The organism is Streptomyces sp. RK9, from assembly GCF_045070545.1.
Classification (GTDB): domain Bacteria; phylum Actinomycetota; class Actinomycetes; order Streptomycetales; family Streptomycetaceae; genus Streptomyces; species Streptomyces alboflavus.
In genome coordinates, this window is sequence record NZ_CP173703.1 from 2,743,266 (window position 1) to 2,764,421 (window position 21,156).

Sequence of the window (21,156 nt, forward strand, 5' to 3'; positions counted from 1 at the left end):
CGGGTCAACGGAAGTCGTCAATCTCACGCCCGCGGCCGGACCTTGTGAGGGGTCCGGCCGCGGGCGGTTGGGCGTACACTCGCTCAACTCGCCTTGTACGTAAACATTTGGGCGATTCGTCCACCACGCAAACGCGGCGATGTCATGCAGTGCGCCCTTGACATCCGGATGTTCCATTGCCGACACATCGGGCCGGGTCCGGCGGATTGTGTTGCTGCGGAGTGGTGACACGCCATAGAGTCGCCAACCGTCGGCATGGTGCCACGCTGACCTATCTAGAAATTTCCTGGTCACCAAGGAGGTAAGACGACTTGTGAATGAGTCGACATTTGCTCCCGGGGGTGGTCAACCAGGAATGACTGGACGAGGCCAAGGCCCCGTCGGGCTTCAGGCTGTCGGCTCCGTCGCTGTCCGCACCTTCGAAGCCCGCCAGAGTCCGCAGCCGACACAGTCAGCACCCCAGAGCATGGATGGCCATCACGTGAACGCCATGGCCGGCGACCGGAGTGGCGAGAACACCACCCCCACCCCTCTCGCCGACTACGAGGAACTGCCCCAGGGTCACTTCTACGACCCCGACGCGGAGTACGAGCCCGATCCCGAGTACGCGGCCACGCTCGCGCCCGACGCTGCCCGTCAGCGCCGCGAGCGCATCGGCCCCACGGGACGGCCGCTGCCGTACTTCCCGATCCCGGGGCCGTTGACCGACCACGGCCCCGCGAAGATCATCGCGATGTGCAACCAGAAGGGCGGCGTCGGCAAGACCACGTCGACCATCAACCTGGGCGCCGCGCTCGCGGAGTACGGGCGCCGGGTGCTGCTCGTCGACTTCGATCCGCAGGGCGCGCTCTCGGTGGGTCTCGGTGTGAACCCGATGGAGCTCGACCTCACCGTCTACAACCTGCTCATGGAGCGGGGCATGTCGGCGGACGAGGTCCTGCTGAAGACGGCGGTCCCCAACATGGACCTGCTGCCCAGCAACATCGACCTCTCCGCCGCCGAGGTGCAGTTGGTCAGCGAGGTCGCGCGCGAGTCCACGCTGCAGCGCGCGCTCAAGCCGCTGATGGCCGACTACGACTACATCGTGATCGACTGTCAGCCCTCGCTCGGCCTGCTCACCGTCAACGCGCTCACCGCCGCGCACAAGGTGATCGTGCCGCTGGAGTGCGAGTTCTTCGCGCTGCGCGGTGTGGCCCTGCTCACCGAGACCATCGAGAAGGTCCAGGAGCGGCTCAACCCCGACCTGGAGCTCGACGGCATCCTCGCGACGATGTACGACTCGCGCACGGTGCACAGCCGCGAGGTCCTCGCGCGCGTGGTCGAGGCCTTCGACGATCACGTCTACCACACGGTGATCGGACGGACCGTGCGCTTCCCGGAGACCACGGTCGCCGGTGAGCCGATCACGACGTACGCCTCGAACTCGGTCGGCGCGGCCGCCTATCGCCAGCTCGCCAGGGAGGTGCTCGCCCGGTGTCACGCCGAGTGAGTCTGCCGGGGGCCGACGAACTGTTCCGCACGACCGGGGGGATGGCGCTGCAGGCGTCCACCCCGCGGCGCCAGGCGAACGGCGAGGCGAGGGTGCCCGCTCCCGCGGGCGAGAGCGACGAGGCGGCCGCCGAGGAGTCCCACGCTCCGCGGGAGGACGCGGGTTCCCCCGACAACACCGACAGCGCCGAACACACCGCGGCGGACGCGGAGTCCGGCGCGCCCTCGCGCAGCCGCTCCGCGTCCGGCACGGACGCCGGGAAGGGCTCCGGGCGGCGCCCGGCGCAGGAAGGTTCTGCCAGCGCCGCCGCGGGCGGCAAGTCCGCGAACACGTCCGGCGACACGCCCGCGCAGGCGCGGCGCCGGGCCCGGGCCGCCAACCGGCGGCCCAGCGGGCGTGAGCGGCACGACGAGAAGATCACCGTGTACGTCTCCGCCGAAGAGCTGATGGACCTCGAGCACGCGCGGCTCGTGCTGCGCGGGGAGCACGGGCTCGCCGTGGACCGGGGGCGGATCGTGCGTGAGGCGGTGGCCGTGGTGCTGGCCGACCTCGAATCGCGGGGGGACGCGAGCATTCTCGTACGACGGCTGCGTGGGCGGTAGCGGTACCTTTCCGCGTAATGCCCTGCCGTTGCCGTTTCCTTGGATCGTGAATGCCGACCGACGCCGTACCCGCTGAGTCCCGTCGTCCGCGGCGGGTGCTGGGGCGTGGTGGGGCGGTTTCTTCCCCGAGCCCGCCCCTTCCCGAGACCGGGGGCCTGCCCCTGGAGCCCCCGGGTGGGGAGCCGGAACATCCCCACAACGTGGACATGGCGGAAGCTCCGGCCGTCGAGGAGGCTCCTGCCGAGCCCGGTGACGGGCGGTTCAAGGTTCGGCTCGCCAACTTCGAGGGGCCGTTCGATCTGCTGTTGCAGCTCATCTCGAAGCACAAGATGGATGTCACCGAGGTCGCGCTGTCCAAGGTGACCGATGAGTTCATGGCGCACATCCGGAGCATGGGGCCGGACTGGGATCTGGATCAGACGACCGAGTTCCTGGTGGTCGCGGCGACGCTGCTCGATCTGAAGGCGGCGCGGCTGCTGCCCGCCGCCGAGGTCGAGGACGAGGCCGACCTGGCCCTGCTTGAGGCGCGGGACCTGCTGTTCGCGCGGCTGCTGCAGTACCGCGCGTACAAGAGAATCGCGGACATCTTCAGCGGGCGGCTCGACGAGGAGGCGCGGCGCCATCCGCGCACCGTCGGCCTGGAGCCGCACCACGCCGAGCTGCTGCCCGAGGTCGTCATCAGCATCGGCGCCGAGGGGTTCGCCAAGCTCGCCGTGAAGGCGATGCAGCCCAAGGCGAAGCCGCAGGTGTACATCGACCACATCCACGCCCCGCTGGTGAGCGTGCGCGAGCAGGCCGCCGTGGTCGTGGCACGCCTGAAGGAGCGGGGCGAGGCGAGCTTCCGCGCCCTGATCGAGGAGCTGGGCCCCGACGACACCCTCACCGTCGTCGCCCGCTTCCTCGCCCTCCTGGAGCTGTACCGCGAGAAGGCCGTCGCCCTGGAGCAGGAGGACGCTCTCGGCGACCTGATGGTGCGCTGGACCGGCGGGGACGGCGCGGCGGAGCCGACCGTGACCGACGAGTTCGACCGGGCCCCCGAGCCGGACGAGGAGAGGAAGCCGTGAGCGCAGTGCAGCAGGGGAGCCCCGAGAGCCCCGCGGGAGACCTGCGGGCCGCCGTCGCGGAGCTCGACCTCAAGCCCGCCCTCGAGGCCGTCCTGATGGTCGTGGACGAGCCCGCGACCGAGGAGCACCTGGCCAAGGTCCTGGAGCGCCCCCGGCGGGCCGTCGCCGACGCGCTGCGGGAGCTGGCCGACGAGTACACCGTGCAGGGCCGCGGCTTCGAGCTGCGGCTCGTGGCGGGCGGCTGGCGCTTCTACAGCCGGCCCGCCTACGCCCCCGCCGTCGAGGGCTTCGTCCTGGACGGGCAGCACGCCCGGCTCACCCAGGCGGCCCTGGAGACCCTCGCCGTCGTCGCGTACCGCCAGCCGGTCAGCCGCTCGCGGGTCTCCGCGGTGCGCGGAGTGAACTGTGACGGGGTCATGCGGACCCTCCTCCAGCGAGGTCTGGTGGAGGAGGCGGGCGCGGAACCCGAAACAGGTGCGATCCTGTACAGGACGACGAACTACTTCCTGGAGCGGATGGGCCTGCGCGGCCTGGACGAGCTCCCCGAGCTCGCGCCCTTCCTCCCCGAGGCGGACGCGATCGAGGGGGAGACCCAGGAAGGGGTCCCGTCGTTCGACCCGGACGCACCCGATGCGCCGGGTTACGAGGACGCAGACGACTAAGACGGACATTTGATGCGAAGCAGCAGCGGCAGGAACAGCAGCGGAAACAACGGCGGGAGCCGTGGTGGCAACAGCGGCGGCCGCGGCAACAGTGGCGGCCGCCCCGGCGGTGGGGGCCGTGGCGACGGCGGCGGTCGCCCCAGCGGTGGCGGTCGCGGCAGCAGCGGCGGTCGCCCCACGGGCGGTGGCCGCGGCAACAGCGGTGGCGGCGGCCCCCGCGGGAACTTCCGCGGCGCCGGCAACGACCGCGACGACAAGCAGGGCCCCGGCCGCCCCAGCAAGCCCCGCCCCGAGGAGCGGCGCTACGACGTGGGCCCCGGCGGCACCCAGGACGGCCCGAAGTCGGGTCGCGGCGCCTCGGCGCGCGGCGGTGCCAAGGGCGGCCCCAAGCGCGGCCAGGACCAGCGCGGCACCGGTCGCGGCCGTCCGGCGCCTGCGTACTCGCGCGAGTACGAGACCCGGGCCGAGGAGCGCAATCGCGAGCGGTACGCGGGCAAGCCGAAGGTGAGCACGCCCAAGACCTTCCCGGGCGCCGAGCAGGAGGGCGAACGCCTTCAGAAGATCCTCGCCCGCGCGGGCTACGGCTCGCGGCGCGCCTGCGAGGAGCTGGTCGACGAGGCCCGCGTCGAGGTCAACGGCGAGATCGTCATGGAGCAGGGCCTGCGCGTCGACCCGGACAAGGACGAGATCAAGGTCGACGGCCTCACCGTGGCCACGCAGTCGTACCAGTTCTTCGCCCTGAACAAGCCCGCCGGTGTCGTCTCCACCATGGAGGACAACGAAGGGCGCCAGTGCCTCGGCGACTACACGAACAACCGCGAGACGCGTCTGTTCCACGTCGGCCGGCTCGACACCGAGACCGAGGGCGTCATCCTGCTCACCAACCACGGTGAGCTGGCGCACCGCCTGACCCACCCGAAGTACGGCGTGAAGAAGGTCTACCTCGCGCACATCGTCGGCCCGATCCCGCGCGACCTGGGCAAGCAGCTCAAGGACGGCATCCAGCTGGAGGACGGCTACGCCCGCGCGGACCACTTCCGCGTCGTCGAGCAGACCGGCAAGAACTACCTGGTCGAGGTGACCCTGCACGAGGGCCGCAAGCACATCGTGCGCCGCATGCTCGCCGAGGCCGGGTTCCCCGTCGACAAGCTGGTGCGCGTCGCCTTCGGCCCGATCACGCTCGGCGACCAGAAGTCGGGCTGGCTGCGCCGCCTGTCCAACACCGAGGTCGGCATGCTGATGAAGGAAGTCGACCTGTAGGCCTGCCTCAGGTCTTCGTGCGTACGTCGTCGGCCGCCCGCTCCCGGATCGGGTGCGGGCGGCCGACGACGTTCCCGGGTGGGCGCCCGGCTGCCGTGGCCGGCCGCCTGGGATGCTGTGCGGATGATCGAAATCAGCGTGGCCGACCTGGGCTCCGTCGTCGCGGAACAGCCCGACCCGCTGGTCTTCGCCACGGTCTCGGGGGCGCATCTGTACGGGTTCCCGTCCCGGGACTCGGACGTGGACCTGCGCGGTGTCCATCTGCTGCCGGTGCGGGACCTGGTGGGGCTGCGGGAGCCGGAGGAGACGCGGTCGCGAGGGGGGTACCTCCCTGTTCGAGCGGAGCCGAGAACTTGGGGGCGGGTGCGCGACGGCGTCGAGATGGACCTCGTCACGCACGACCTCAGGAAGTTCGTCCGGCTGCTGCTGCGGCGCAACGGCTACGTCCTCGAGCAGCTGCTCTCGCCGCTCGTGGTGCACACGGGCGCGCTGCACGAGGAGCTGGCGGCGCTCGCGCCCGGCGTGCTCACCTCCCACCACGCGCACCACTACCGGGGCTTCGCGGCCACCCAGTGGAAGCTGTTCGACAGGACCGGTGAGCTGAAGCCGCTCCTGTACACGTTCCGGGTGCTGCTCACCGGCATCCATCTGATGCGCACCGGCGAGGTCCAGGCCCACCTGCCCACGCTGCTCGACGAGGCGGGCGCCCCCGGCTACCTTCCCGAGCTGATCGCGGCCAAGCGCGAGGCCGAGCACGGCGGCGCCGACGTCGACCACGCGCGCGTGGCGGCCGACGTCGAGCGCCTGCACACCGCCCTGGACGAGGCCCAGGCGGCCTCAGACCTGCCGGACGCCCCCGTCGCGTACGACGCGCTGCACGACCTCGTCGTACGGGCCCGCCTCCAGGGCTGAGGCCCGGCGCGCGCGGAACAGGAAGTCCTCGACGCGCCGCCGGTCCGGCTCCGGGGGCAGCGGGGTGCGGTCCGCCGCCGCGTCCGCCTCCGCCGCGAGGCCCGCCATCCACGCCTCCACCTCGGGCCAGCCGACCTCGCCGCGCTTCACCGCGAGCAGGGGCCCGCGGTGGTCGCCGACGTCGATCGTCAGCTCGCCGGTCAGGAGCAGGTCGCGGCAGCTCGTCAGGAGGCGCAGCAGGTGCATGGCGTGCTTCCAGCGCGGGGCGCCGTGGACGCGGACGTCCGCTTCGAGCTTCTTGCGCTGGCCGAGTGCGTAGCGGGCGAAGGTCTCGTGGGCCTGGCGGGACAGGAAGGCCCCGCGCAGGGCGAGGAGTTCGCGGCCGGTGTCGGTGACGTGCTCCACGAGCGGGGAGTGCAGGCATTCCAGGACGTTCGGGTTGGCGCGCAGGGCCAGCTCGCAGAACCGTTCCAGCTCCCAGCCGAACTGCTCCTCGGCGGGTCCTTCCACGTGTGTCGGCGGCTTCTCGAAGCGCCAGAACAGCGGCGTCGGCGCGAGGAACACCCCGCGGCGGTCGGTGTCGCTGCCTTCCGTGGCCAGGCCGAAGGCGCGCGAACCCATCACGCAGGCGTAGACCGTGTGGTCGCGCACCAGGTCGTGCGGGTCGAGCGGGTCCTGGGGGACCTCGGGGAGCGGCGCCGGGTTCATGCCCGGAGAGTACGTCCTCGCTCAGGTGAGCCTGATGGAATTTCCGCTGACGTCGATGCCGCGCGGCGGCAGCGGGCGCGGCGCCGGGCCGCCCGCGACCGCCCCGTCCGCCACCCGGAACCGGCTGCCGTGGCACGGGCAGTTGACCGTGCCGTCGTCGACGTCGCGGACCGTGCAGCCCGAGTGCGTGCAGACCGCCGAGAAGGCCTTGAAGTCGCCCTCGGCGGGCTGGGTGACGACGACCTTCTCGTCCTTGAAGACCTTGCCGCCGCCGACCGGGATGTCGGACGTCTTCGCGAGCACGGGCCCCTTCGCCGGCGCCTCGCCGCTCGCGCCCGGCGAGCCCCCGGAGCGGGACGCGGCCGGGGTGCTCGGCGGCGGCTCCGGCTCCGCGCCCTCGTCGCCGTACTTCGAGCAGCCCGCCGCCACGGCGGCCAGCGCGCCCGCCGCCAGGGCCGTGCGCCGCGTGGGGCGCCCCTCGCCGCTCACGTGCTCACACCGAACGTACGGAAGAACCACAGCGCCGACGTCCACCACACCACCGTGAGCACCGCGAAGACCAGCCCGCCCACCACCGGGAGCAGCCAGCCGGGCAGCCGCTCCGAGCGGAGCAGCAGCATCTTGGCGCTGAACGCCCCGAAGAAGAAGCAGCCGAGGGCGGAGTGCCACAGGACGCGCGGCGTCGTCGTCTGATAGCCGAAGGCGTAGAGGCAGTGCACCGCGACCGGCACCGCCACCAGGAACGCCACCCGCCCCGACCACCGGTGCACCCCCGCCGACCAGGACGGCCCCGGCAGCTTGCCGTACACCATCAGGGCCGACACGACCTGGAGCACCGCGAAGCCGAGGGCCGTCGTCGCGAGCCAGGACTTCACGGCGCCCGTGCTGCTGAACCCCGCGAGGTTGAAGGCGGTGCCCTCCGGGTCGTGGACCTTGCCGTACGCCCCGAGGCCCACCGCGACCGCGGCGGCGACCAGGGCGGGCACCAGATAGCGGGCGGGGTGCGCGCGGGGCGGGCCGCCCGCGCCGGGCGGCACGGGGAAACCGCCCTGGGTGGGGGCGTTCGGGTCGACGCTCATGAGGGCTCCCTGGGGACGCGGGGTCGAGCGCGGGCGCGGGGGGCGGTCGGGGGTGCGGGCGGGGTCAGGGCACCACGGGGCGCGCGGTGAGGCGGCCGCCGTCGGCGAGGGCGACGACGCCGGTGTCCGGGTCGAGGCGGGGGGCCTTCGCGGGCTCGCCGTCGCGGGTGAGGATGCCGACCTGGCTGCCGTCGGCCTGGACGATCCAGCCGCCGTCGAGCTTCTCGCCGCGCACCTCGGTCGTGGCCCGGTACACCCCCGCGGGCCTGCGGGACTTCGGGGCGGTGAACGCCCAGGTCCGCTTGCGGATCTCGACGGTGCCGCGGACCTTGTCGCCGACGGTCCTGCCGTCCAGCTTCGCGCCGTGCTTGCCGGTCAGACGCATCGACCCGTCGTCCTCGACGTCGCCCTTGAGCCAGGACTCGGTGGCGCGGCCGTCGCAGAAGTACGCGACCGCCTCGCCGTCACGGAGCGTGATGGCGATCGAGGCCGAGTCGTCGTCGGTGCGGCCCGCGTACCGGGCGTCGGACGGGGGCCTCTTCGCGGGGGTGGCCGAGGGCGTGGGGGAGGCGGTGCGGGTGGGGCTCGGGCGGTCGCCCGGGGCGCTCGTGGTGGGTGACACGGTCGGTTCGGACGCGTCGGACGCATCGGGCGAGGTGTCCGAGTACGACGAACTGCCCGTCCCCGACGTCGCGTTGACCGACAGCATGAACAGGGCGAGCACCAGCCCCGCGAGCAGCGTGAACAAGGGTCCTGAGCGCTTCATACGTGCCCCCCGAGGCGCGTGGCCTGACCCTCCATGCAAGCCGACCCGCACCCCGGCGTCCAGAGGCGCACGGAGGCTGTGGGCCCGTGGTGCGGGTGGGGCTCGCGCCGGTTGCGCCAAGTGGCGGAGGGCGTCGCCGCGGGTGACATTGGCAGGGTCCGGGGCCCCTGCCCCCGCGGGCGGGGCCCGGCCACGAACCGAAAGGCAGTACGACCATGGCGGGTAACGATCTGGGCGGTCTTCTCGGCGGCCTCCTCGGCGGCCGGCAGGGCGGGGCCGCGGCCGGAGGCGGCGCCGACATCCTCGGCGCGCTGCTCGGCGCGTTGATGAGCAGGGGCGGCGGCAACAACCCGCTGGGCGGCCTCCTGGAGGGCCTGACCGAGGCCGGGCTCACCGACCAGACCCAGTCGTGGGTGGGCCCCGGCGAGAACCAGCCGGTGACCGGCGACCAGGTGCGCCAGGCGGTGCCCGACGACGCGCTCCGGCAGGCCGCCGAGCAGGCGGGCGTCTCGCCCGAGCAGGCCGCGGACCAGATCGCCCAGGTCCTGCCGGGGACCGTCGACAAGCTCACGCCGAACGGCCAGGTGCCGTCCGAGTCCCTGGAGGAGATCATCCGCAAGCAGGGGCTCTGAGCCGTCCACGGGTGCGCGGCGACCGTCTCGGCAGGCGGGCGCCGCGCACACGTGTCCGGGGCCCTGACTACCCTGGTCACGCAGACAGCGGGACAGCACGACGGATGTACGCGAGCGAGGAGCAGCACGGTGGCGGTACGAGCGGTGCGGGGCGCCGTCCAACTGGATCGGGACGCGGCCGACCACATGAGTGAGCAGGTCGGCGCGCTGCTCACCGCCGTCCTCGAGCGGAACGGCCTGACCGCCGACGACCTGATCTCCATCTGGTTCACGGCCACCCCCGACCTGCACAGCGACTTCCCGGCCGCCGCGGCCCGCGAGCTCGGCCTCGCCGACGTGCCGCTGATCTGCGCCCAGGAACTCGACATCGACGGGGCCATGCCGCGCGTCGTGCGGATCCTCGCCCACGTCGAGTCCGACCGGCCGAGGTCCGAGGTCGCGCACGTCTACCTCGGCGCGGCCGCCGCACTCCGCAAGGACATCGCCCAGTGAGAAGCGCCCTCGTCATCGGCACCGGCCTCATCGGCACCTCCGCCGCCCAGGCCCTGGCCCGCCGCGGCGTCACCGTCCACCTCGCCGACCACGACCCCGAGCAGGCACGCACCGCGGCCGCGCTCGGGGCGGGCACCAGCGAGCCGCCGGCCGGACCCGTCGACCTGTGCGTGGTCGCCGTGCCGCCCGCGCACGTCGCCGCCACCCTCGCCGAGGAGATGCGGCGCGGATCCGCGCGCGGCTACCTCGACGTGGCCAGCGTCAAGGGCGGCCCGCGCCGAGAGCTCGAGTCCCTCGGCCTCGACCTCTCGCCGTACATCGGCACGCACCCGATGTCGGGCCGGGAGCGCAGCGGGCCCCTCGCGGCCTCCGCCGACCTCTTCGAGGGGCGGCCGTGGGTCCTCACGCCGACGCGGGACACCGACACCGAGGTCCTGAACCTCGCTCTGGAGCTGGTCGCGCTCTGCCGGGCCGTGCCCGTCGTCATGGACGCCGACGCCCACGACCGGGCGGTCGCGCTCGTCTCGCACATGCCGCACCTCGTCGCCAGCATGGTCGCCGCCCGCCTGGAGAACGCGGAGGAGGCGGCGGTACGCCTCTGCGGCCAGGGCATCCGTGACGTCACCCGCATCGCGGCCTCCGACCCGCGGATGTGGATCGACATCCTGTCCGCGAACCCAGGGCCGGTGGCCGACCTGCTCGCGGAGCTCGCCACCGACCTCGACGAGGCGGTGACCGCGCTGCGCGGCCTGCAGTCCGCCGACGAGTCCAAGCGGCAGGACGGCGTCACCGGCGTCGAGGGCGTGCTGCGGCGCGGCAACGCGGGCCAGGCCCGCGTCCCCGGCAAGCACGGCTCCGCGCCCGCCGTGTACGAGATCGTGGCCGTCCTCATCGACGACCAGCCCGGCCAGCTCGCCCGGATCTTCGCCGACGCGGAGCGGGCCGGGGTCAACGTCGAGGACGTCCGCATCGAGCACGCCACCGGCCAGCAGGCAGGTCTCGTCCAGCTCATGGTCGAGCCGCAGGCGGCGCCGGGGCTCGCGGCGGGGCTGCGGGAGCGCGGCTGGTCGCTGCGGCAGTGAGCTGAGGCGGCAGCCGGGCAGGAGGAGCGGTGGGCGGCCTCGGCCCGGTGCCCGGAAGGGACGGCGGGCCGCCTTCGCCCGGCACCGGGAAAGGGCCCACTCCGGAGCCAGTAACCTTGTGCGGGGCGCCGAGCAGGCGGCCCACCCCGTCCCCCGCACCGAGAAAGGTGTCCGCTCCCCGTGGAATCCGTGGAACCCGCAGAGAACAAGGTCGCCGCAGGCCCGGCCCCCGTGATCGTCGCCATCGACGGGCCCTCCGGCACGGGGAAGTCCAGCACGTCCAAGGCCGTCGCGGCCCAGCTCGGCCTGAGCTACCTGGACACCGGCGCCCAGTACCGGGCGATCACGTGGTGGATGGTGGCGGGCGGCATCGACCTCACGGACCCGTCCGCGATCGCCGCCGCGGCCGGCAAGCCGGAGATCGTCTCGGGCACCGACCCGTCGGCCCCGACCATCACCGTCGACGGCACCGACGTCGCGGGCCCGATCCGCACCCCCGAGGTCACCTCCAAGGTGAGCGCGGTCAGCGCCGTCCCCGAGGTGCGCACCCGGATCACCGAGCTGCAGCGCTCGATCGCCGCCGCGGCCGAGCTCGGCATCGTGGTCGAGGGCCGGGACATCGGCACCACCGTGCTGCCCGACGCCGACCTCAAGATCTTCCTGACGGCGTCCCCGGAGGCCCGCGCCGCCCGCCGCTCCGGCGAGCTGAAGGGCGCCGACGTCGCCTCCACCCGCGAGGCCCTCATCAAGCGGGACGCCGCCGACTCCAGCCGCAAGACGTCCCCGCTGGCGAAGGCCGACGACGCCGTCGAGGTCGACACCACCGAGCTGACCCTGCAGCAGGTCATCGAGTGCGTCGTCACGCTCGTCGAGGAGAAGCGGGCCGGGAAGTGAGTCCGGCCGCATCGGCGCCCGGGGCGCCCGCCCCGCGCGTCACCCCCTCCGAGCGCGGCGCCGACGTCGGCCGCCGCATCGGCGTGGGCCTCATGTACGGCCTGTGGAAGCCCCGCGTCCTGGGCTCCTGGCGGGTCCCCGCGACCGGCCCGGTGATCCTCGCCGTGAACCACTCGCACAACGTCGACGGCCCCATGGTCATGGGCGTGGCGCCCCGGCCGACGCACTTCCTGATCAAGAAGGAAGCGTTCGTCGGGCCGCTCGGCCCGTTCCTGCGGGGCATCGGCCAGCTCCAGGTCGACCGGACCACGGCCGACCGCACGGCCATCACGGACGCGCTCGCCGTCCTCGACCAGGGCGGGGTCCTCGGGATCTTCCCCGAGGGCACCCGGGGCGACGGCGACTTCGCCTCGCTGCGCGCGGGCCTCGCGTACTTCGCGGTGCGCTCGGGGGCGCCGATCGTGCCCGTGGCCGTGCTCGGCAGCACGGAGCGGCGCGGCCGGCTGATAAAGCAGCTGCCGCCGCTGCGCAGCCGCGTCGACGTGGTCTTCGGGGACCCGTTCGACGCGGGTGACGGCAGTGGGCGGCGTACGCGCAAGGCGCTCGACGAGGCGACCGTGCGCATCCAGGGACAGCTCACCGCCCACCTGGAGAACGCCAGGCGCCTCACCGGGCGCTGAGTAAGACTTTCAGTAGTGGCCCGGCGCGCGCCGGACCACCGATCACCACGATGAACGACGAGGTACGGACTTCATGAACGACCAGATCCAGCCCGAGGGCGAGGGCTCGGCCGAGCACGCCGAGCACGACCACGGTGCGCTTGGCGACGCCGAGTATGCAGCGTTCATGGAGCTCGCCGCCGAAGAGGGCTTCGACATCGAGGACGTCGAGGGCGCCATCGAGGCGGCCGGGCACGGCCCGCTGCCGGTGCTCGCCGTCGTCGGCCGCCCCAATGTCGGCAAGTCGACGCTCGTGAACCGCATCATCGGCCGCCGCGAGGCCGTCGTCGAGGACAAGCCGGGCGTCACCCGCGACCGCGTCACCTATGAGGCCGAGTGGGCGGGCCGCCGCTTCAAGGTCGTCGACACCGGCGGCTGGGAGCAGGACGTCCTCGGCATCGACGCGTCCGTGGCCGCCCAGGCGGAGTACGCGATCGAGGCGGCCGACGCCGTCGTCTTCGTCGTGGACGCCACGGTCGGCGCGACGGACACCGACGAGGCCGTCGTGCGCCTGCTTCGCAAGGCGGGCAAGCCCGTCGTGCTGTGCGCCAACAAGGTCGACGGTCCCTCCGCCGAGGCGGACGCGGCGATGCTGTGGTCCCTCGGCCTCGGCGAGCCGCACCCGGTCTCCGCGCTGCACGGCCGCGGCACCGGCGACATGCTGGACGCCGTCCTCGAAGCGCTGCCGGAGGCGCCCGAGCAGAGCTTCGGCACCGCCATCGGCGGCCCGCGCCGCATCGCGCTCATCGGCCGCCCGAACGTCGGCAAGTCCTCGCTCCTGAACAAGGTCGCGAACGAGGAGCGCGTCGTCGTGAACGAGCTGGCGGGCACCACCCGCGACCCGGTCGACGAGCTGATCGAACTCGGCGGCGTGACCTGGAAGTTCGTCGACACCGCGGGCATCCGCAAGCGCGTGCACCTGCAGCAGGGCGCCGACTACTACGCCTCGCTGCGCACCGCGGCCGCCGTGGAGAAGGCCGAGGTCGCCGTCATCCTGATCGACGCCAGCGAGTCGATCAGCGTGCAGGACCAGCGCATCGTCACCATGGCGGTGGAGGCGGGCCGCGCCGTCGTCCTCGCGTACAACAAGTGGGACACCCTCGACGAGGAGCGCCGCTACTACCTGGAGCGGGAGATCGAGACGGAGCTCGCGCAGGTCGCCTGGGCGCCGCGGGTGAACGTCTCGGCGCGCACCGGCCGGCACATGGAGAAGCTGGTCCCGGCGATCGAGACGGCCCTGGCGGGCTGGGAGACGCGCGTGCCGACGGGGCGTCTGAACGCCTTCCTCGGTGAGCTGATCGCCGCCCACCCGCACCCGGTCCGCGGCGGCAAGCAGCCGCGCATCCTGTTCGGCACGCAGGCGGGCACGAAGCCGCCGCGGTTCGTGCTGTTCGCGTCGGGCTTCATCGAGCACGGCTACCGCCGCTTCGTGGAGCGCAGGCTCCGCGAGGAGTTCGGCTTCGAGGGCACCCCGATCCACATCTCGGTGCGGGTGCGCGAGAAGCGCGGCCAGAAGACCCAGAAGAAGAAGTAGCAGCCGCCCCCTGGGCGCGCGCACGCGACGATGCCCGGCCTTCCACGGGGAAGGCCGGGCATCGGCTTGTGGGGGCGGGGCTCCCGGCCGGTGGGGTCAGCGCTCGCGGCGCGGGCCCGGCGGCAGCGCGGCCGGGAAGAGCTGGCCGTAGCCGGTGTGGTCGGCCTGGCTCGGCTGGCCGTAGCGGGCGACGTGGAAGGGGCTGTGGCGGGGGTCGTGCCTCGGGTCGTAGCGCGGGTCGTGCCGGGCCGGGTGGCGCTGCTCGTACCGCGGGTCGTGCCGCATGCCGCCGTGCTGGGCGCCGTAGGGCGCGGTGCCGAACGCGTTGAACCTCAGCTCCTCCTCGCCGGTCCTGTCGCCGGGCAGGGCGCGGAACGCCCTCATGTACTCCGAGTACAGCGCGTCGTAGATCGGCGTGGCCGAGTGGGCGCCCGGGACGTCCTGCGCCGTGCGCATGGACGGGATGGGGCTCTGGTACGGCCGGTGGGGTGAGGGATCGTATGCGTGCACGTCTGGGCCAACGACCCCGGGGCCGGACGGATGCGGGGGAAAGCGCCCCATTCGCCTGGTAGGCGGCAGTGGCCGCGGGGCTGCCGTCCGCGCGCCGGGCCCCCGGCGCGCGGACGGCCGGTGGGCCAGGCTCACGTACCGGCCAACGGCATGCCGCACGCGACCAGTTGACCGCGGCCCGCGGCCCGGTCCAGGGCGTCGCGCAGCAGGTCCTCGCGGGGCTGGCGGCCGATGGCACCGGCGGGCGCGGCGAACAGCAGCACCGACTGCAGCTTGTTGGCCGCGGCCCGCCAGCCCTCGGTGACCTGGAGCGGCTGGTGCGCCTGCCACCAGGCGACCTGCGGGCCGCCCGCGGTGCCGGGCTGGAGGATGGCGTGCAGCTGGCCCACGGCGAGCAGCACCGACCAGCCGTGCAGCGTCGGCGGCACCCCGTCCAGGGACGTCACCGGCATGAAGCCCTGCTCGATCAGGAGCGGCAGGAAGTCGTCGCCGCCCCCGGGCGCGGCACCGGGGCGGGCGATCGGCCCGGTCGGCTCCACGACGAGCGCGGGCCGCAGCTCGCCCTCGATGAGGACGAGGCCGCTGGTGACGCCGAGCACGGCCTGCTCGGGGCGGCCGCCGAGGGCCACCGCGGAGTCGGGGGCGACACCGGCGTCGGCGGCCTCCCCGGTGATCGAGCGGACGGCGCCCTGGAGCTGCTCCTCGGCCACCTCGACGATCTGGGACGGCAGGCAGGAGGCGTGGGCGAAGGCGAGCACGGCGGTCTCGTCGCCGACGAACAGGACGGTGCTGGTGCGCTCGCGGTCCGAGTCGCCGGGGGTGCGACAGGAGGTGCAGTCGTAGGCGCCCGGGGCGTTCTGCCCGGCGAGCAGGCGGTCGGCTTCTTCATCGCCGATCTCGGCGCGTACCTCGTCGCTGAGGTCGAGCATGCGCGGCACGGGTGGCTCCTCGGAATCGATGCGTGGGGTGTCCGGGTGGTGCCCGGCTCATGAAGGAGACAACGGGCGATCAGTGGTGCAAGTCACGCGCGGGGGCGAACGGAATTGAACTGTCCTGAGCGGAGCGTGAGTTGATGGGCGGAATCAGTCACTCCATGTCAACGCCTGCTGAGGGCAAGGAAGTTGGAGCGGTGAAGTGAGTCACAGATCGATTCGGACGTGGGGTGGTATATCCCGAAATCAGGCAATTAAGCAGGTGTCCGGAACTCGACGATACTCCCGGTAACAGTCGACTGGCCTGGAATGACGAGGATCCGGTTGATGGCGGGGCGAGAGCGCTCCTAGATTCCACCGCCGTGTGCAGTGAGCACCGCTCGGGTACGACCGCCGATCGCACCGGCCGGACTTCCGGCGCCACGGTGCGGCAGGGCGCCGCGCAGCCTCATCGACCGCCACGGATCCGGACGGGTCCCGGCGGCGGGACGGCGGCGCGCCGTCCGGCCGGCGGGCGGGGCTCGGCGGGATCCCGGCGTCGGATACGCGCGGGGCCCTGCGGAGCCCGGGGGAGCCCGGGTCCTTGGAGAGGGAAATTCATGTCCGTTCGTCCCCAGTACATTCGCAGGACGGCAGTGCTCGGCGGGGCCGCGCTCCTCGCGCCCCTCGCACTGCTCGCCGCGAGCGGCCAGGCCGCCGCGGACAGCGGAGTGTGGGACCGGATCGCCCGCTGCGAGAGCGGCGGGAACTGGCAGATCAACACAGGCAACGGCTACTCCGGAGGGCTCCAGTTCTCCGCCGGGACCTGGCGGGCGTACGGCGGCACGGCGTACGCGCCGACGGCCGCGCAGGCGTCCAAGGCACAGCAGATAGCCGTCGCGGCCAAGGTCCAGCGCGCCCAGGGCTGGGGGGCCTGGCCGTCCTGCTCGGCACGCGCCGGTGCCCACGGCTCCGCCCCCGGCGGGTCCGCGCCCGCCGCCCCGAAGCCCGCGGCGCCCAGGTCCACCGCGCCGAAGGCGGCACCGGAGCAGCCCGCTCCGACGTATCGCGCCCCCGCGCGCAGCGACCGGGGCACCGCGTACCGCGCGCCCGGCGGCTCGGGCAACTACACCGTGCGGTCCGGCGACACGCTCAGCCGCATCGCGGCGGCGCACGGCACCAGTTGGCAGCGGATCTTCGCGGCCAACCAGGGGGTCATCGGCGGCGATCCGAACGTGATCGTGCCCGGGCAGCGGCTCGTGGTCTGACGCGAGGCCGCTCTGCGGTTCTGTGGCTGAGCTGCTCTGACAGCTCGACAGCTCTGACGCCGCGACCGGGCCCGACCGGTCGCGGCGTCGGCGGCATCAGCGGCTCCCGCCTCGCGTCGACGCGGGACGGGAGCGCCCCGTCGTCCGACCGGGTGGGCCCGCAGGGACGGCGGCGCGGCGAGCCCCGTACCGGACCGATGATCTGCTTAGCGTGACCCGATGCACCCGCTGTCGAACACACGTCTTCGGTCCCGGTCCGTGACTCTGCTCGCCACGGCGGCCCTCTCGCTCCTGGCGCCGTCGGCCGCCGCGTCGCCCACGCCGCCGCGGCCGGGCGCCGAGGCCGCCGGGTACGCCCACGAGTGCTCCCGCGCCGCGGGGCCCTGGACCTGCCTCGCCCACTGCGAGTCCAGCGGCCGCTGGAACGCCAACACGGGGAACAACTACTACGGCGGCCTGCAGTTCTACCAGCCCACCTGGGTGGAGCACGGCGGCCTCGCCTACGCGCCGCGCGCCGACCTCGCCACCCGCGAGCAGCAGATCAGGATCGCCCAGAAGGTGCTGCGCAACCAGGGCTGGAAGGCCTGGCCGGTCTGCTCCAAGAAGGTCAAGGCGGCGGGGCTCGACGGGTACGCGCTGCTGCCGGTGCGGATCACGCACGTGGTCGAGCGCGGTGAGACGCTGAGCTCCATCGCCCGGCGCCACCACCTCAAGGGCGGCTGGAAGTCCCTCTACAAGGCCAACCGCAAGACGGTCGGCCCGAGCCCGGACCGGCTCACCCCCGGAACCGTGCTGGTCGTCCCGGACAAGTAGCGAGGAGGCGGCCTCACCCCGCCGCCCCGGGGTGATCCGCCGGCACCTCCGCGGCCTCCCCGGCGAACACGACCTCCCCGCGGCGCAGTTCGTACACCACCACCGCCCGGCCCGCGCGCCCGCGCAGACCGGGCGGCAGGCGCTGCTCGGCGACGACCACGCCCGCGTCCAGGTCCCTGAGGAGGCCGTACGTGCGGGACGCGACGGCCGGGGACATGCCCTGGGTGGGCTCGTCGACGAGGAGCGCGCGGGCACCCTCTCCGGCCGCGAGCAGGGCGCGGGACACGGCCAGCATGCGCTGCTCGCCGCCGGAGAGGGTGCCCGCGCGGCGGGCGAGCAGGGGGCGCAGCTCCGGGTACGCGGCCAGGGCGGCGGTGCGGTCGCCGCGGGCGTGCGCAAGGTCCAGGTTCTCGGCGACGGTGAGCGAGCCGAAGACGGCCTGCCGGTCCGGCACGAAGCACAGGCCGCGGCGGGCGCGTTCGTGGGCGGGCAGCCGGGTGATGTCCGCGCCGTCCCGGACGACGGCGCCCCCGGACAGCGGGACGGTCCCGGCGAGGGCGCGCAGGGCGGTCGTACGGCCGGAGCCGTTGCGGCCGAGGAGGACCGTCAGACCGGGGGAAGGGGCGACGAGGCTCACGCCGTGCAGGGCTTCCAGGGGGCCGTAGCGCACGCGGGCCGCGCGGAGTTCCAGGGCGTGGCTCATGGCGGGCCGCCTTCGGGGGCGGGGCGCTGGTCGAGCACCTGGTCCGCGGGGCCGGAGGCGACGACGCGGCCAGCCGTGAGCACGTACACGCGGTCGGCGAGGCCCGCCACCAGGTCCAGGTCGTGCTCGACCACCAGCAGGGCGGTGCCGTCGGCGGCGAGCGCCCGCAGGATCCGTGCCAGGGCGGCCACTTCGGCGGTGTCCAGGCCCGCGGCGGGCTCGTCCAGGAGCAGCACGTGCGGGTCGCCCGCGAGGGCGCGGGCCAGTTCGACGCGGCGCAGGGTGCCGGTGGGCAGCCCCTCGGCGGGCCGGTCCCGCACGGAGTCCAGCCCGAAGAGGCGCAGCGCCCGGTCGGCCGCGGCCGGGTCGCGCACCCGCCCCCGCTCGGCCCCCACCCGCACGTTCTCGGCGACCGTCAGCGTCGGAAACACGGCGAGCTGCTGAAACGTACGCGCCACCCCGATCCGCGTCCGCGCGTGCGCCGGCATCCGCGTGATGTCCCGCCCCCCGAACACGACCCGACCCCGATCCGGCCGCAGCGCCCCCGCCAGACAGTGGAACAGGCTGCTCTTGCCCGCCCCGTTGGGCCCGACGAGCGCGGTCACGGCGGCGGGCGGCACGGTGAGGGAGACGTCGTGGAGGGCGGTGAATCCGTCGTACGAGAGGTACAGGCCGTGGGCCTCCAGGGGGGTGGGGTGGAGGTGGCCGGGGCCTGGCTCCTGGGGCGGGGAGGGGGCAGGCGAGGGAGAGAGGGGAGCGGGGGAACCGGGGGCGTCGGGCGGGTCGGTGTCCGGCGACTGTTGAGGCTTGGCGCTGTCTTCGCGGGGTGCGGTGGGGATGTCGGGGTGGTGATGGGTGGTGTCGTGGCTGTACGGGGCGCGGGTGTTCGGGGTGCCCGCCTCGGGTGGTGGCGGGCCGGGGGCATCGTGGCGGGGGTGGTCGTGGCCGTTCGGGGGCGGGCTGCCGTTGGTGCCGCTGGGGGGTGGGGGTGCCTTCGGGGGGCGGGCGGTTGCTGGGGAGTCCGTGTCGTCGCCGGGGGCGGCGGTCGCCGGGGAGGCTGCGTCGTCCCCGGGAGGAGCGGTTGCTCGGGAGCGCGCGTCGTCGCTGGATGCGGCCGTGTGCCCGAGCGATGTGGGCCGGGGTGACATGGGGTGCCGAGACCCCGCGGGGTCGGCCTTCGGACGGGGTGGGGACCCGGGACCGGGCGGTGGGCCCAGCAGGGCCGTGCGGACCGTGTGGCCGAGGGGGGTGAGGCGGGGGTGGCGGTGGAGGTGGTGGGTCGCTGCGCGCAGGGCCTCGTAGGGGCCGCCGGGGAAGCGGCCGATCAGGACGGCGAGGACGCCGATGACGGCCGCCGCGACCCCGCCGCGCGCGCCCGCGTCGAGGCCCACCAGGAGCGCCGCCGCGAGCAGCGCGCCCAGCAGGCTGTCCGCACCGAGGACGACCACGGCCGCGAACCACAGCAGGCCCCGCACGGGGTCGTACGCGGCGGGGTCGAAGGCCTGGAAGCCCATGCCGAGCATGCCGCCGCCGAGCGCCGCGAGCGCCGCGCCCGTCACGAACGCGCCGAGCTTCAGCGTCCGCACGGGCACCCCGGCCGCCGCCGCCCCCGCCTCGTGGTCCCGCATCGCCGCGAGCGCCCGCCCCGTGCGCCCACGCCGCAGCGCGGCCACCGCGAGCAGCGCGCCCCCGAGCAGGGCGAGTTCGAGGAGGTAGTACGAGCGGTCGCCGTCGAAGCCGGCGGGGCGGCCGAGGGTGAGGCCCGACGTGGCATACGGCTGCGCGAACACGAAGCGGCTGACGCCGACGCCGACCGCGAACGTGGCGAGGGCGAGCGCCAGGCCGTGGCGGCTGATCGCGGGCCACCCCGTGAGCAGTCCGAGCGGCGCGACCAGCAGCACCGCCACGGCGAGCGCGGCCGGCGTCGGCAGCTCCGGCAGGCCGGGGAAGCGGCCCGCCGCGAGCAGCGCGGTGAACAGGGCGCCCAGGCCCGCGTACGCCGCCTGCCCCAGCGAGATCTGCCCGCCCCGGCCCGTGACGACCACCAGGGACAGCAGGATCACGCCGAGCGCGGGCACCTGCACCGACGTGGTGAGGTCCGAGCCCGCGAAGCCGAGGGGCAGGAAGAACAGGACGACGGCCACTATCCACGCGCCGGGCGGCGTGGGGACGCGGGCCGTGGCGGTGCGCGGCAGGGCGTCCCCGGTGCCGATGCCCGGCAGCACGAGCGCGGCGATCAGGAGCGCCACCACGAACAGGTTCGCGCCGACCGCCTGGAGCAGCGGCTCGCCCCAGCCGGACGGGTGCAGGCGGGTCAGCTGGCTCTGGGCCACGCCGATGCCGAGCGCCACGACGACCGCCACCGGCAGGTTCCGCATCCGGGCGGCCACGGCGACGGCCACGACCTCCATGACGAGCAGCGGCATGCCGTACGGGTCGAGACGGACGTAGGGCGCGAGCAGCACGCCGGTGAGGCCCGCCGTGAACGAGCCGAACGCCCAGCCCGCCGCCGCGACCCGGTCCGCGTCGATCCCGGCGAGGACCGCGAGCCGCCGGTCGTCGACCACGGCGCGCAGCTCACCGCCGAAGCGGGTGAAGCGCGTGACGCCCCACACGGCGAGCGCGAGGACCACGGCCGCCGCCAACTGCCCCCAGGGGTCCGCCGACACGAGCGTCGGCACGTCCGCGCGTGCGCCCTGCCCCCAGATCAGCGCCGCCCCGCCGACCAGGAGCACGAAGACCCCGATCGACGCGACCAGGGTCTGCGCCGGGTCGCCGCCGAGCACGGCGAGCGGCCGGAAGACGACGCGTTCGAGGACCAGGCCGATCGCGGGCGCCACCACGAGGAGGGTGACCGCCGCGGCGAGCCAGAGCGGCCAGTCCCACTCGACGGTGAGGTGGCGCAGCAGATACGCGCACACCATCGCGATGGCGCCGTGCGCGAAGTTGAGCACGCCCGTCGCGCGGTGGGTGACGATCAGGCCGATGCCGGTGAGGGCGGCGGCGCTGCCGACGGAGAGCCCGGCCAGCGTGAGGTCGTAGCTCAGCGAGGCCAC

General features: G+C 74.0%; 22 protein-coding genes. 14 read left to right on the forward strand and 8 right to left on the reverse strand.

The window, feature by feature from the left end:
- Positions 1-355: 355 nt before the first annotated feature.
- The 6 genes from AB6L24_RS11105 (at position 356) to AB6L24_RS11130 (ending at position 5,989) form a co-directional block, all read left to right on the forward strand.
- The gene (locus tag AB6L24_RS11105; RefSeq protein ID WP_078618704.1) at positions 356-1,489 is read left to right on the forward strand and encodes a ParA family protein; all 1,134 of its coding nucleotides are present in this window, start codon (positions 356-358) and stop codon (positions 1,487-1,489) included.
- The gene (locus AB6L24_RS11110) at positions 1,474-2,091 is read left to right on the forward strand and encodes a hypothetical protein (protein ID WP_405654658.1); all 618 of its coding nucleotides are present in this window, start codon (positions 1,474-1,476) and stop codon (positions 2,089-2,091) included. The genes AB6L24_RS11105 and AB6L24_RS11110 overlap by 16 nt, the downstream gene beginning before the upstream one ends.
- A gap of 50 nt (positions 2,092-2,141) precedes the next feature.
- Positions 2,142-3,155 (forward strand): segregation/condensation protein A, encoded by a 1,014-nt coding sequence (locus tag AB6L24_RS11115; RefSeq protein WP_405654660.1) that lies wholly within the window; start codon positions 2,142-2,144, stop codon positions 3,153-3,155.
- On the forward strand, positions 3,152-3,817 hold the full coding sequence (gene scpB / locus AB6L24_RS11120; protein ID WP_380852214.1) for an SMC-Scp complex subunit ScpB: 666 nt from the start codon (positions 3,152-3,154) through the stop codon (positions 3,815-3,817). Before AB6L24_RS11115 ends, scpB begins: the two co-directional genes overlap by 4 nt.
- Before the next feature lie 12 nt (positions 3,818-3,829).
- Entirely contained in the window at positions 3,830-5,077 is a 1,248-nt protein-coding gene (locus AB6L24_RS11125) for a pseudouridine synthase (RefSeq protein WP_405654663.1), read from the forward strand.
- Positions 5,078-5,200: 123 nt separating this feature from the next.
- Positions 5,201-5,989 (forward strand): DNA polymerase beta superfamily protein, encoded by a 789-nt coding sequence (locus AB6L24_RS11130; protein WP_405654665.1) that lies wholly within the window; start codon positions 5,201-5,203, stop codon positions 5,987-5,989.
- On the opposite strand, the gene AB6L24_RS11135 is transcribed toward AB6L24_RS11130, so the two are convergent.
- The 4 genes from AB6L24_RS11135 to AB6L24_RS11150 form a co-directional block, all read right to left on the reverse strand.
- Positions 5,915-6,697: a DNA polymerase beta superfamily protein gene (locus tag AB6L24_RS11135; protein ID WP_405654667.1), complete on the reverse strand. Its 783-nt coding sequence runs from the start codon at positions 6,695-6,697 to the stop codon at positions 5,915-5,917. The two genes, AB6L24_RS11130 and AB6L24_RS11135, sit on opposite strands and share 75 nt — an antisense overlap.
- Positions 6,698-6,718: 21 nt before the next feature.
- Complete coding sequence (locus tag AB6L24_RS11140) at positions 6,719-7,186, reverse strand: Rieske (2Fe-2S) protein (protein WP_405654669.1); 468 nt, start codon at positions 7,184-7,186, stop codon at positions 6,719-6,721.
- Complete coding sequence (locus AB6L24_RS11145; RefSeq protein ID WP_405654671.1) at positions 7,183-7,776, reverse strand: DUF6529 family protein; 594 nt, start codon at positions 7,774-7,776, stop codon at positions 7,183-7,185. The genes AB6L24_RS11140 and AB6L24_RS11145 overlap by 4 nt, the downstream gene beginning before the upstream one ends.
- Before the next feature lie 64 nt (positions 7,777-7,840).
- Complete coding sequence (locus AB6L24_RS11150; protein ID WP_405654673.1) at positions 7,841-8,542, reverse strand: hypothetical protein; 702 nt, start codon at positions 8,540-8,542, stop codon at positions 7,841-7,843.
- A 215-nt stretch (positions 8,543-8,757) separates the two neighbouring features.
- Here AB6L24_RS11150 and AB6L24_RS11155 point away from each other — a divergent pair, with 215 nt between their 5' ends.
- The 6 genes from AB6L24_RS11155 (at position 8,758) to der (ending at position 13,895) form a co-directional block, all read left to right on the forward strand.
- Positions 8,758-9,174, forward strand: a complete 417-nt coding sequence (locus tag AB6L24_RS11155) for a YidB family protein (protein WP_405654675.1) — start codon at positions 8,758-8,760, stop codon at positions 9,172-9,174.
- Positions 9,175-9,303: 129 nt separating this feature from the next.
- Entirely contained in the window at positions 9,304-9,666 is a 363-nt protein-coding gene (aroH, locus tag AB6L24_RS11160) for a chorismate mutase (protein WP_405654677.1), read from the forward strand.
- Entirely contained in the window at positions 9,663-10,748 is a 1,086-nt protein-coding gene (locus AB6L24_RS11165) for a prephenate dehydrogenase (RefSeq protein ID WP_405654679.1), read from the forward strand. Before aroH ends, AB6L24_RS11165 begins: the two co-directional genes overlap by 4 nt.
- A gap of 231 nt (positions 10,749-10,979) precedes the next feature.
- Entirely contained in the window at positions 10,980-11,642 is a 663-nt protein-coding gene (cmk, locus tag AB6L24_RS11170) for a (d)CMP kinase (protein ID WP_405657129.1), read from the forward strand.
- Complete coding sequence (locus AB6L24_RS11175; protein WP_405654681.1) at positions 11,600-12,322, forward strand: lysophospholipid acyltransferase family protein; 723 nt, start codon at positions 11,600-11,602, stop codon at positions 12,320-12,322. The genes cmk and AB6L24_RS11175 overlap by 43 nt, the downstream gene beginning before the upstream one ends.
- A gap of 73 nt (positions 12,323-12,395) precedes the next feature.
- Positions 12,396-13,895: a ribosome biogenesis GTPase Der gene (der, locus tag AB6L24_RS11180; RefSeq protein ID WP_405654683.1), complete on the forward strand. Its 1,500-nt coding sequence runs from the start codon at positions 12,396-12,398 to the stop codon at positions 13,893-13,895.
- Positions 13,896-13,991: 96 nt separating this feature from the next.
- Here der and AB6L24_RS11185 read toward each other — a convergent pair whose 3' ends face one another.
- Positions 13,992-14,351 carry a hypothetical protein gene (locus AB6L24_RS11185; RefSeq protein ID WP_380852247.1) on the reverse strand — a complete coding sequence of 120 codons (360 nt, stop codon included), beginning with the start codon at positions 14,349-14,351 and terminating at the stop codon, positions 13,992-13,994.
- A gap of 185 nt (positions 14,352-14,536) precedes the next feature.
- Positions 14,537-15,343, reverse strand: coding sequence for a hypothetical protein (locus AB6L24_RS11190; protein WP_405654685.1), 807 nt, complete (start codon positions 15,341-15,343; stop codon positions 14,537-14,539).
- Positions 15,344-15,936: 593 nt separating this feature from the next.
- Between AB6L24_RS11190 and AB6L24_RS11195 the strand changes: the two genes are divergently transcribed.
- The gene (locus AB6L24_RS11195; RefSeq protein ID WP_380852253.1) at positions 15,937-16,584 is read left to right on the forward strand and encodes a transglycosylase family protein; all 648 of its coding nucleotides are present in this window, start codon (positions 15,937-15,939) and stop codon (positions 16,582-16,584) included.
- Positions 16,585-16,842: 258 nt separating this feature from the next.
- Positions 16,843-17,397 carry a transglycosylase family protein gene (locus AB6L24_RS11200; RefSeq protein WP_405654687.1) on the forward strand — a complete coding sequence of 185 codons (555 nt, stop codon included), beginning with the start codon at positions 16,843-16,845 and terminating at the stop codon, positions 17,395-17,397.
- 13 nt (positions 17,398-17,410) lie between these two features.
- On the opposite strand, the gene AB6L24_RS11205 is transcribed toward AB6L24_RS11200, so the two are convergent.
- Positions 17,411-18,100: an ABC transporter ATP-binding protein gene (locus tag AB6L24_RS11205; RefSeq protein ID WP_405654689.1), complete on the reverse strand. Its 690-nt coding sequence runs from the start codon at positions 18,098-18,100 to the stop codon at positions 17,411-17,413.
- Entirely contained in the window at positions 18,097-21,156 is a 3,060-nt protein-coding gene (locus AB6L24_RS11210; RefSeq protein ID WP_405654691.1) for an ABC transporter permease subunit, read from the reverse strand. Before AB6L24_RS11210 ends, AB6L24_RS11205 begins: the two co-directional genes overlap by 4 nt.